We start from the raw sequence: 11,292 nt of genomic DNA, 5'->3' as shown, positions 1-11,292 counted from the left end.
CAAAACCTAACGGAGTCCTATTACTGGTCGTTCCAGAATGATGTTCCGCGGGCTGGCCCCTGAGCCACCTGTCGGAAAGTGCCGGCGAGAGCACTGGCCGTTCCAGTCCATGGATTGAGGTTCCCCCGAGATGCGGGGAGAGGTGACAGCCGGTCAGATGGGTCTCACGAGAGGAGACCAGACGATGCCTGCCCCGAGGAAATATCCGCTGGAGTTGCGTGACCGCGCGGTCCGGATGTATCGCGCCGCTGAGCCGAAGCCCGTCATCCGCCGTATGGCCGAGGAACTCGGGGTGCATCACGAGGCCCTGCGTACCTGGATCCGGCAGGCCGAGGCCGACGCCCGGCGAGCGGGAGGGCCTGCTGACCACCGAGGAGAAGGAAGAGCTCGTCCAGCTGCGGCGCGAGGTGCGGGAACTGCGCCGGGCCAATGAGGTCCTGCGGACGGCCTCGGCTTTTTTCGCAGCCCAGCTCGACCCGACCCGACCCGGCCCAGGTGACCGCGCTCATCGACGAGCACCCGCGCCTGGGGGTCGAGCCCGTACTCCGGGAACTGCACATTCCCCCCTCCACCTACTACCGCTGGCGGCGTGCCGGGACGGAGCCATGTGGTCGGCGCCGTCAGGACGCCGAACTGACAGACAGGATCCGCCAGGTCCACCAGGACTCCGGCGGCATCTACGGCTCACCGCGCGTGCACGCCGTCCTCAGGCGTGAGGGCGTGCATGTCGGCAGGAAGCGTGTCGAACGGCTTATGCGTCAGGCCGGCCTGGCGGGGATCAGCCCCCGCAGAGGCAAGGGCTTCACCCGCCGTGACCCGGACGCCGACCTGGCCCCGGACCTGGTGCAACGCGACTTCACGGCGCCCGCGCCGAACCGATTGTGGGTCACCGATCTGACCATGATCTCCACCAGGGAGGGACCGCTGTGGCTGTCGGCCATCCGGGACGCGTTCTCCCGCAGGGTCGTGGCCTGGGAGACCTTCGCCCACGCCGACGCCGACCTGGTCCTGTCGTCGCTGGAGTATGCCCTGGCCAGCCGCGAGGTCGCCCCCGGCGAGCTCGTCCACCATGCCGACCACGGCACGCAATACACCTCCATCAAGCTCACGACGCGGCTGGTCAGAGCAGGGATCCAGGCATCCATGGGCTCGGTCGGCGACTCGTTCGACAACGCCCTGGCGGAGAACCTGTGGATACTGGTCAAAACCGAGTGCATCCGCGGCCGCACCTTCGCGACCAGGGCCCAGGCGAACCTCGCGCTCTTCGAGTACATCGACGGCTTCTATAACCCCCGCCGCATCCAGAAACGGCTCGGCTACCTCAGCCCGATCGAGTTCGAGGAGAAGCACTACGCCGACCAGGCAGCGCCCAAACCAGTGAACCTGAAACCACGTCAACCCGCCCTGACCAGCTAATCAGCCACACCCGCGCAGCGGGGGAACCTCAGATCGTTATGAGTTGGGTGGCGAACGTGATGATCTCGGTCGACATGGGCATTGCGCGCCCGACGGGCAAGCCGGGGGCCGATACCCCTCACGCCAAGCCGGCGGGGTGACCGCTCGGCCGAGGTAGTCCTTGATCGCCATCCTGTGCTGACGGCGGCCGGGAAGCGGCTGTGGAAGGTCGCCAGCCAGGCGGCGGTGGCCAGGGTGGGAAGTCCTGCCACGGTATGCCGGCGGCCATGTTCGCGGCTCCGGCTGCCGCGCCGAGCGCGACCGGAGCCCCCTCTGGAGCGTCATGATGCCCGAGCTGAGCAGGCCGAAGGCTTGGTCATGCAGCTCCTGCGGCAGCGACTCCTGTTCGCCGGTCTTCCCAGGCCCTGCCACCTGCCTGACCACCCATCGGCATGTGCAACACCTTTGCCAGGATCTCTTAGGCCAAAAAGTCGGCCATTAGAACCTAACGAGATAGTGCTACATGCTCTACTCTCTCCTGTGACGCGTTCGCTCGCCGCGCGGAGAGGGGTAGCTGCATGTTCGACCTGCGGTCCGCTGATGACGAAGTGATGATCCGGCTCCGGCTCGCGCCCAGTGACGCCCGGTATGCGGGTGGTCTGGTTCCCGGCTCAAAGGCCATGGAGATCTTCGCCGATCTTGAAACCGAACTTGCCCTGCGTGAGGGCGGTGACGAAGGTCTGTGCGCCGCCTACGAGTCGGTGCAGTTCACCGCCCCGCTGCGGGTCGGGGACTTCGTCGAGGGAGTCGCCCGGGTGGTCGAGTCGGGGCGGCGCAGCCGCCGGATCGAGGCCCGGATCTACAAGGTCCTCGGCGTCGACGACAGGGGCGCGCGGATCCACCTGCCCGAGCCCGTGCTCGCCGCCACCGCGATCGCCACCATCGTGGTGCGCACCCTCGACACGCCTTCGACCCCGGCCCCTGACGCGGCGACTGGAGCTCATGCGGCATCCGGGACTGCCTGACGTGGCCGGCCCCGCGAACTCACTCATCACCTGGATCGGCGCGGTCGTCCGCGCCCACCCCCGGAGACCCGCGCTTGTCCACGAGCGCACCGTGTGGACGTACCAACAGCTCTGGGACCGCGCCGGAGCCGTGGCCCGCCGGCTGCTCGCTCTGGGGCTGCGCCCCGGGCAGGCCGTCGGCCTCATCGGCGCCAACGAACTCGACTACGTCGCGAACTACTTCGGGATCCTGCGTGCCGCCGGCGCGGCCGTGACCGTCAGCCATCTCCTGGACGCCGCCGCGGTCAAGGAGCAGCTCGCCTGGGTCGGCGCCCGCGCCGTGTTCGTCGGCCAGGTGGACGCAGTCGTACGGGACGAACTCGCCAAGGCCCTGCCGGTGCTGCCGATGGCGGCCGCACCGGACGCCATCGCGAAGGGCCGGCTGCCCTCCGTCGGTACCAGTTCGCCCTGCGCCATCATGCCGACCAGCGGTACAACTGGGCGACCGAAAAGCGTTGTGCACAGCCAGGGCACGATGCTGCACGGCGCGCTGCAGCTCGCATCGGTCTTTCCGTACGGGCCGGACGAGCGCGGCGTCGTCTTCCTGCCGCTGTACGCCTGCATACCCGAACAGGTGCTGCCGATGCTGTGCAGCGGCGGCTCCCTGGAGATACTGCCCGGCTTCGACGTCGAGCGTGTCGCGGACGCCTGCACCCGGGCCACCACCTTCGATGCGGTGCCGACCATCCTGAGCCGGCTCATCGAGCACGCGCCGCTGAGCAAGCTCGCCCATCTCAGCTGGGTGACCTTCGCCTCGGAGGCCATGCCCGTACCGCTGTTGCAGCGCTGGTGGGAGGAGCTGCCGGGGGTGGAGATGAACCAGTTCTACGGGATGACCGAGGTCTTGACGCTGACGGCGGCGCCGCATCACGTGTTGCGCACCGAACCCGCCACAGTGGGACGGGCGTTCCCCACCACGGCGCTGACCGTCGAGCGGGCGGACGGGTCGACGGCGAGTCTCGGTGGCGGGGAGCTGCTCGCCTCCGGGCCGGGGCGGATGCGGGGATACCACGAGGACGCGGCCGCGACGAAGGCCGCGCTGGCTCCGGACGGTTCGATGCGGACCGGGGACCTCGGACAGATCGACGAGCGTGGGCTGGTCTTTCTGACCGGGCGGAGCAAGGACGTCATCATCTCCGGCGGTATCAACATCGCCCCCGCCGAGATCGAGGCGGTCGCCGCGCGGCATCCGGCGGTCGAGCGGGTCGTGGTCGTGGGGGTCCGCAGCGAGCGGTGGGGAGAGACGCCCGTCGTGGTGGCCGTGCCGCGGCCGGGGCGGACCGTCACCGCCGACGAGCTGCTGGACCACTGCCGGTCCCGGCTGGCCGGCTACAAGAGGCCCACCGGCGCCGGGCTGATCGACAGCCTTCCCACCACCGGCATCGGCAAAGCCGCCAAGGACGCAGTGCGCAAGATGATCACCGACGGGAAGATCCGCCTTGTTCGAGTTCGATGAGATGCAGATCGATGCCGTGGTCGCGAAGGGGCGGCAGGGCCTGTGGGGTCCGCTGGCCCGCGCCGTCTCGCTCGTGGAGAACAGCCCGCCCTGGGAGGTGAGTGTGCCGCGGGCGCCGCGGCCCTGCCACATCGTCGGGGTCACGGGACCGCCGGGAGCCGGCAAGAGCACGCTCACCGGGCGGCTGATCGAGTCCTGCGCGGACGCCGGACAACGCGTCGCCGTCCTCGCCATCGACCCGTCCAGCCCGCTCACCGGGGGCGCGGTGCTCGGCGACCGGCTGCGGATGGAGACGCATCTCAGCGGTCGGCCGGAGGTGTTCGTGCGCAGCCTGGCGAGCCGGGGCTCGCACGGGGCGGTGGCCGGAGCGACCCGGAACATCGCGCGACTGCTGGAGCTCTCCGGCCTGTTCGACATCGTCCTCATCGAGACCGTGGGGGCTGGGCAGACCGAGGTGGCGATCGTCGAGGTCGCCGACACCGTGCTGCTCGTCACCGTTCCCGGGCTGGGCGACGCGGTACAGAGCATCAAGGCCGGCCTGATGGAGGTCGCCGACGCCTTCGTGGTGAACATGGCCGACCGGCCGGGAGTGCGGGAGACCACGCGGCATCTGCGGCTGGCCGCAGGCCGGGCGAACGCCGTCTACCAGACCGTGGCGACCGAGGGCCAGGGCGTCGACGAGCTCCGCGTCGGCCTGCAGAAGCGCTGGCAGGACCTGACCGAGGGGGACCGGCTCCAGGAGCTGCGGCTGCACAAATGGAGCTCGGACGCCTCGCTCGTGGCCGAGGCGTGGGTGGCGGACTGCGCCGCCACCATGGACCTGGAGCCGCAGGACAGCATGCACAACGCCGTGAACCGGATACTTAAGGAGGCGGCGGTCCGATGGACGCAATGAACGAGGACGCCAGGCAGTGGGACGAGCGCGTCGAAGCCTGGGAGCACGAACGCGTCAGTGCCGACTACGAGCGCGTCCCACGCCGTAAGAAGGAGTTCACCACACTCTCCGGCGCACCGGTGAAGGACATCTACACCCCCGCCGATCTGCGCCACTTCAGCCCTGGCGCCGACCTCGGGCTGCCGGGCGAATATCCGTACACCCGTGGCGTGCACGCCACGATGTACCGGGGCCGGCCCTGGACCATCCGCCAGGTCGCCGGCTTCGGGCAGGCCGAGGACACCAACAACCGGTACAAGTACCTGCTCAAGACCGGGCAGACGGGCCTGTCCACCGACTTCGACCTGCCCACGCTCCTGGGGTACGACTCCGACCACGAGGTCTACCGCCGCGAGGTGGGCCGGATCGGCGTCGCCATCGACACCGTCGTCGACATGCACGCGCTCTTCGACGGGATACCGCTGGACGAGATATCGACCTCGCTGACGATCAACCCGTCGGCCGCGGTCCTGCTCGCCATGTACCGCGTGGTGGCGGACGAGCGGGGCATCCCCGGGCACGCGCTCAACGGCACCACGCAGAACGACATTCTCAAGGAGTACATAGCCCAGAACGAGTTCATCTTCCCGCCGCTGCCGTCCGTGGAACTCGTCGTGGACACCATGGAGTACGGCGCCGACGTGATGCCGCGCTTCAACCCGCTCAACGTCTGCGGCTACCACATCCGCGACGCCGGCGCGACGGCGGTCGAGGAAGTGGGCCTCACGATGAGCAACGCGCTGTGCTACCTCGAGCACGCCGCCGCGCGGGGCATCGATCCCGACCGCCTCGCGCCCCGGGTGTCGTTCTTCTGGGACGTGCACAACAACTTCTTCGAGGAGGCCGCGAAGCTCAGGGCAGCCCGGCGGATGTGGGCCCGGCTGACCCGTGACCGGCTCGGCTGCAAGGACCCGAAGTCGTGGCTGATGCGGGCGCACTGCCAGACGGCGGGCGTGTCCCTGACCGCCCAGCAGCCGTACAACAACGTGGCACGGACCGCGATCCAGGCCCTGGCGGCGATCCTCGGCGGCACCCAGTCGCTGCACACCAACTCCCTCGACGAGGCGCTGTCCATCCCCTCGGAGAGCGCCATCAAGATCGCCGTGCGCACCCAGCAGATCATCCTGCACGAGACCGGCGTCGCCGACGTCGTGGACCCGCTGGGCGGCTCGTACTACGTGGAGTCGCTGACGTCGCAGATCGAGCAGGAGGCGCTGGAGCTGATCGAGCGGATCGACGGGATCGGCGGCATGATCGAGGCCGTCGAGTCCGGGTACGCCGGCCAGCTCATCGCGGACTCGGCCTGGGAGCAGCAGGTCAAGGTCGAGAGCAATGAGTCGATCGTCGTCGGCGTGAACGACTACGTCGACGAGAACGAGACGCAGGACCTCGAAATCGACCGCCCGATCCCCGGCGTCATGGAGCGGCAGATGGAGCGCCTCGCCGAGGTCAAGCGGTCGCGCGAGCAGCGGCGGGTGATCGCGACGCTGCGCGCGATCGAGAAGGCAGCGCCGGACCTGCACCACAACCTCATGCCCCTGATCGAGGACGCCGTCCGGGCCCGCGCGACCGTCGGCGAGATCTGCGACGTGCTGCGCGGTGTGTGGGGACATCATCAGCCATCGACGGTGTTCTGACCGGAAGGGAAGCACAGCATGACTGCAGGAGCAGAGCGGCCGGAGGCGCCGCTCAAGGTCGTCGTCGCCAAGCCGGGCCTCGACGGCCACGACCGCGGCGCCAAGGTCGTCGCCCGGGCCCTCAGGGACTCCGGCATGGAGGTCGTATACACCGGCATCTACCAGACGCCGGAGTCGATCCTGCGCGCGGTGGTCCAGGAGGACGCGGACGTACTCGGGCTCTCCAGCCTCTCCGGCGCGCACCTGGAGTACGCCAAGGAGCTCGGCGAGTTGCTGCGCGCCAACGACCGTGCGGACGTCCTCTTCATCGTCGGCGGCACGGTCCCGCCCGAGGACGCCGAGGCCCTCAACGACTACGGCGTCCACGCGGTCTTCGGGCCGGGCACCCCGACGGGCGAGTTGGTCGATTACATCAAGGCCAACGCGCGCCGCGTGGGATCGGCATGAGGGAGCAGCCGGTGACCACGGGCCGTCACCCCGGCTCTCACCGGCATCCGACCACCAACCCCGCAACGAGGCTCGCAGACAGGAGGGTCCATCCGTGACCGCCAAAGTGAGGTCCCGCGACCTGGGGATCACCATCGGCGAGCTGCCGACCGGGCCGCACAATGCGATCACCGACGTCGTCGGCGTCCGGGTGGGGCACTGCACGCTCGTTTCCGGCGCCGGACCCCTGGATGTCGGGCGGGGGCCGGTGCGGACGGGGGTGACGATCGTCGAACCTCGGCCAAGGGTGTGGGCATCGCCCGTCTTCGCCGGCTCGCACCGCCTGAACGGCAACGGGGAGATGACCGGCCTCGCATGGGTGCGCGAGAACGGGCAGCTCACCACGCCGATCGGGCTCACCAACACCCACTCGGTCGGCGTTGTGCGCGATGCGATCGTCGCCCGGTTGCACCGCGAGCGCGGGGACGGCGAGCTCTACTTCCACCTGCCCGTCGTCGCCGAGACCTACGACGGCATCCTCAGCGACATCAACGGCCGGCACGTGACCCAGGAGCACGTGGACGCCGCCTTCGAGGCGCTCGCGGGCGGCCCCGTGCCCGAGGGGGCGGTCGGCAGTGGCACGGGCATGATCTGCCACGAGTTCAAGGGCGGCATCGGCACGGCCTCGCGGGTGGTGGCGACCGATGGCGGCCGGTACACGGTCGGCGTCCTCGTGCAGGCCAACCACGGCCGCCGGCAGCGACTGCGCGTGGCCGGTGTGCCGGTGGGCGAGCGCATTCCCACCGATGAGGTGCCGTCCCCCTACGAGGGGATACGGCCGCCCGCCGCCGGCAGCGGATCGATCATCGTGCTCATCGCCACCGACGCGCCGCTCCTGCCGCACCAGTGCGAGCGGCTGGCCCAGCGCGGCGCCCTGGCGATCGGGCGGACGGGCGGCACGGGGGAGAACGGCAGCGGGGACCTGGTGCTGGCCTTCGCGACCGGCAACGACGGGCTGCCCCCGGTCCGCCTCGGCCCGGCCCCCGCGGACGAGTTCGCTGTCCGCATGGTCGGCGACACGCTGATCGACCTGCTCTTCGACGCCGTCATCGACAGCACGGAGGAGGCCATCCTGAACGCCCTGGTGGGGGCGGCCACGACGATCGGCCGCGACGGCCTGACCGCACACGCCCTCGACCACCACCGCCTGGGCGCGGCGCTGGCCGGGGGCTGAGCGGGTACGCGGCGGGCGCCGCCGGAGCGGTTACGAAGCCGTGTCCTGGGCCCCGCCGCGCTTGGTGGCCTGCATGTCGCTGACCACCTCCGTCACCATGCGGATCGAAGCGGCGTCCAGCACATTGCCGAACTCGATCACCCGGACCCGCCCCTCCAGGCGGGCCTTCAGGTCGGGCATCTCGTTCGGGATCACCACGAGGTCCGCGCCCTTGAGGTCCTCATCCTCGGTGCCGTACAGGACCTCGATGTTCTTGATGCCCGCCTGAGCCAGCGAGTCCCGGACGCTGATGGCCTGTTCGTCGGTGCGGTACCAGATGCCGACCGTCCGCTTCTTCGACACCGACGCGATCTGCACCAGCGTCTGCACATGCGGCGCGACGACGATGGCGACCACCTCGGTCCGCGGTCGCCGGAACAGCCCGCGAACCTCGACCATATGGAAGAACGTGGTGAGGACGAGGTCGGCCTGCTCCTCCTTCGGATCGAACGCCCCGAGCACGAGCGGTTTGACCTTCAGTCCGAGATGCGCGCCGAGTTCGTTCGCGAAGTACTTGGCCCGGTCGTCGTTGCACTCGACGAAGGAGACCTTGAGGAGGTCCTCCTCCGCGCGCATCGCCAGACCCATCGCCAGCGACTGGATCTCGGCGGCGGACAGGCCGAGTTCGATGCACTTTTTGGCCGCCTGCTGCAGGATGGCCCGAGCCTGATCGCGGGCCGGTGAATTCTCCTGAGCCGGGCCCGGACCCACCACCCGCGTGCCGCTGCGGCCGTGGCTCTCGACCAGGCCGAGTTCGCTGAGCTGCGTGTAGGCGCGGGCGACCGTGTTCCGATTGATGTCCATGTTGTCGGCCAGAAGCCGAGCGCTGGGAAGGGTTTGTCCCGGTTCGAGATCGCCGGACTCGATCATGAATGACAGCTGGGTGACGATCTGACGGAAGATGGGCACGTCGGAGTGACGGCTCACCTGAAGTTTGTCCACCAAAGCTCGGCTCTCCCTCCGAGGAACACTGCCCTGGGCCAACGAGTCGGGTCACATGTTGACACCGTACTGGTGTGGCCAGATTCGACCGATGCTATTCGACCGAGATCGCTAGGACAGAACGTCCGCATCACACGCCTAATGCGTGGTGTCCAGGTTAAGGTGCCTGGTGAACCAGCCGATGATCCGCCGGCTCACGTCGATGACGTGCTCCCGCTCCGACATGCCGTGCCCGGCGCCCTTGTAGGCGACCAGCTCGGTCTCGCACCCGGCGGCGGCCAGCCCCTGGTAGAACTCCTGAGCCTGGCCCAATGGGCAGGCCAGGTCGAGGTCGCCGTGCAGCAGCAGGGTCGGCGTGCGGCATTCGCGCACGTACATGACCGGCGATCTGTCGAGGTAGGGCCCGGCCGGGTCGTACGGATCGCCGTCCAGGAAGATTTCATCGAATCTGCCCACATTCGACGTGTTGTGGAAGCTCAGCCAGTTCATCAGCCCGGAGATGGGCACCGACGCGGCGAACACCTCGCTGCGCACGGCCGCCCAGGCGGACATGAACCCGCCGTAGGAGAGCCCGGTGATCCCCACCCGGCCCGGGTCCACGAGGCCAGTAGCCACGAGCGAGGCCACCCCCGCCTCGAGGTCCGCGAGGTCGCCGCCGCCGAGATCGCCGATGTTCGCGGCCATGAACTCCCGGCCGCGGCCGATGGAGCCGCGCGGGTTCGGCAGCAGCACGGCGCAGCCGGCCTGGGCCAGCAGCAGCGCGTCGCCGCGGTGTGCTCCCTGGGCATATATCGAGGTGACGGCGTTGGTGGGGCCGCCGTGCGCGACGACGACGAGCGGCAGCGCCGAGGCTGTCCGGTCCGTGGGAAGGAGCAGCAGCCCGTGGATCTCGGTGCCGTCGACGGCCTTCCAGCGGTGCACCGTCTCCCGTGCCGGTGCGCGGCCGGCGAGCGCGGCGTTGACCTCGGTGAGGGGACGCCAGCCCGCGGCGGACGGCTCCGTGTCCGGCCGGTCGGCCGCGGGGACCTTCAGCTCCTGCAGCTCCGGCGGCTGGTCGTGCCCCTGCCGTACGGCGACGATGGTGCCGCCGCCGCGGCTGCAGTCCGCCCTGACCTGGTAGGCCCGCCCGAGCGTGGCCCGCCCCCGCCAGCACTCGTCCACCCGCCAGGCGTCCGCGTCGCGCCGTAGAAACCCGCAGGCGGTCTCCACCGACGCGACGCCCACCCAGAACAGCCGGCCGTCCCGCGTCCACCGCAGCCGCGCGACATCCGCCTCGTGGCGCGGCCGCACGATCGACCCCGTCTCCAGGTCCAGGACGACGATGTCCCCGGCCAGCAGCGCGCGGTCGCTCTGCGGTGCCTCGATGAAGGCCAGGGTCCGCGCGTCCTCCGACACCACGGGCGACTGCAGCTGATACGTCGGCGTATGGACCGTGCGTGCGGTCCGCGACTCGATGTCCATGACGGCCAGCTCGGCGTCGTACCAGCCGCTCTCGCCCGGGTCGGCCGACACCACCGCAGCGACCGGGCCGTGGCCCGCCCACCCGAACTCCCACACGGTCAAGCCGTCGGGGCTCACCTGCACCGCCGCGCCCGAGGCCAGGTCCACCCGGTACAGCCGCCGCCACCCGGTGGCGGGGCGGCGGACGGTCCAGGGCGCCTCCTCCTCGTCCGCGGGTACGAACCGGGTGCCGCCGCGGGCGTTGCCCGTATCGGAGCCGTCGTCGGCGGTGCACACGAGCAGCGCGGACTCGTCCTCCGCCCAGGCGATGTCCTCGACGACCCCGGGCAGGGCGGCGAACTTCCGCGGCTCGGCGGATGACCCGGTGTCGTCCAGCGGAACGGCGTAGAGCCGCCACAGGCCCGGCCGCTCGCGGTCCGAGGCGAAGGCGAGCCGGCGGCCGGTGGGCGATATCCGGGGGGTGAGGTCCACTCCGGGGCCGGATGTCACCGGGCGGGCCGCCTCATCTCCCCGGGCCACCCGGATCTCCGAGCGCGGCGACTCTCCCCGTGCCGGGGCGGGGGCGTGGACCACCGCTGCGCGGATCGTCCCGTCGTCGGAGACCTGTGGGTCTGTGACGACTCGGATGGTTGCGAGGTCCTCGGGCGTCAGTGTCGGTGACGGCATGGTCGTCGACTCTCCTTCGATCAGGAACATGAGCGTTC

10 protein-coding genes are annotated in these 11,292 nt (G+C 70.0%); 8 read left to right on the top strand and 2 right to left on the bottom strand.

Annotated elements, in window-relative coordinates:
* The first annotated feature begins 130 nt into the window (after positions 1 to 130).
* From NQU54_RS50390 to NQU54_RS42960, 8 genes are all read left to right on the top strand, one after another.
* The gene (locus NQU54_RS50390) at positions 131 to 433 is read left to right on the top strand and encodes a transposase (protein WP_372506393.1); all 303 of its coding nucleotides are present in this window, start codon (positions 131 to 133) and stop codon (positions 431 to 433) included.
* Positions 434 to 495: 62 nt separating this feature from the next.
* Complete coding sequence (locus NQU54_RS42990; RefSeq protein WP_257635744.1) at positions 496 to 1,416, top strand: IS3 family transposase; 921 nt, start codon at positions 496 to 498, stop codon at positions 1,414 to 1,416.
* A 557-nt stretch (positions 1,417 to 1,973) separates the two neighbouring features.
* The gene (locus tag NQU54_RS42985; protein WP_257635743.1) at positions 1,974 to 2,420 is read left to right on the top strand and encodes a hotdog domain-containing protein; all 447 of its coding nucleotides are present in this window, start codon (positions 1,974 to 1,976) and stop codon (positions 2,418 to 2,420) included.
* Position 2,421: 1 nt separating this feature from the next.
* Positions 2,422 to 3,915: a class I adenylate-forming enzyme family protein gene (locus NQU54_RS42980; protein ID WP_257635742.1), complete on the top strand. Its 1,494-nt coding sequence runs from the start codon at positions 2,422 to 2,424 to the stop codon at positions 3,913 to 3,915.
* Complete coding sequence (locus tag NQU54_RS42975) at positions 3,899 to 4,810, top strand: ArgK/MeaB family GTPase (protein WP_257635741.1); 912 nt, start codon at positions 3,899 to 3,901, stop codon at positions 4,808 to 4,810. The genes NQU54_RS42980 and NQU54_RS42975 overlap by 17 nt, the downstream gene beginning before the upstream one ends.
* Entirely contained in the window at positions 4,807 to 6,486 is a 1,680-nt protein-coding gene (locus tag NQU54_RS42970; protein WP_372506394.1) for an acyl-CoA mutase large subunit family protein, read from the top strand. The genes NQU54_RS42975 and NQU54_RS42970 overlap by 4 nt, the downstream gene beginning before the upstream one ends.
* 18 nt (positions 6,487 to 6,504) lie before the next feature.
* On the top strand, positions 6,505 to 6,933 hold the full coding sequence (locus tag NQU54_RS42965; protein WP_257635739.1) for a cobalamin B12-binding domain-containing protein: 429 nt from the start codon (positions 6,505 to 6,507) through the stop codon (positions 6,931 to 6,933).
* Positions 6,934 to 7,027: 94 nt separating this feature from the next.
* A complete protein-coding gene (locus tag NQU54_RS42960; protein ID WP_257635738.1) occupies positions 7,028 to 8,146 on the top strand; it encodes a DmpA family aminopeptidase in 1,119 nt (372 codons plus the stop codon).
* A gap of 30 nt (positions 8,147 to 8,176) precedes the next feature.
* On the opposite strand, the gene NQU54_RS42955 is transcribed toward NQU54_RS42960, so the two are convergent.
* Both NQU54_RS42955 and NQU54_RS42950 read right to left on the bottom strand, forming a co-directional pair.
* Positions 8,177 to 9,127, bottom strand: a complete 951-nt coding sequence (locus NQU54_RS42955) for a GntR family transcriptional regulator (RefSeq protein WP_257635737.1) — start codon at positions 9,125 to 9,127, stop codon at positions 8,177 to 8,179.
* 138 nt (positions 9,128 to 9,265) lie between these two features.
* The gene (locus NQU54_RS42950; RefSeq protein WP_257635736.1) at positions 9,266 to 11,254 is read right to left on the bottom strand and encodes a S9 family peptidase; all 1,989 of its coding nucleotides are present in this window, start codon (positions 11,252 to 11,254) and stop codon (positions 9,266 to 9,268) included.
* Positions 11,255 to 11,292 lie beyond the last annotated feature (38 nt).

Source organism: Streptomyces malaysiensis subsp. samsunensis (assembly GCF_024519315.1).
Taxonomy (GTDB): Bacteria; Actinomycetota; Actinomycetes; order Streptomycetales; family Streptomycetaceae; genus Streptomyces; species Streptomyces malaysiensis.
This window is presented reverse-complemented; position numbering and strand designations above follow the sequence as displayed.

Excerpts from the sequence above, each read along its gene's own strand:
- NQU54_RS50390 (WP_372506393.1), top strand. The coding sequence starts at position 131 with ATGCGGGGAGAGGTGACAGCCGGTCAGATGGGTCTCACGAGAGGAGAC.
- NQU54_RS42985 (WP_257635743.1), top strand. The coding sequence starts at position 1,974 with ATGTTCGACCTGCGGTCCGCTGATGACGAAGTGATGATCCGGCTCCGG.
- NQU54_RS42970 (WP_372506394.1), top strand. The coding sequence starts at position 4,807 with ATGAACGAGGACGCCAGGCAGTGGGACGAGCGCGTCGAAGCCTGGGAG.
- NQU54_RS42965 (WP_257635739.1), top strand. The coding sequence starts at position 6,505 with ATGACTGCAGGAGCAGAGCGGCCGGAGGCGCCGCTCAAGGTCGTCGTC.
- NQU54_RS42950 (WP_257635736.1), bottom strand. The coding sequence starts at position 11,254 with ATGCCGTCACCGACACTGACGCCCGAGGACCTCGCAACCATCCGAGTC.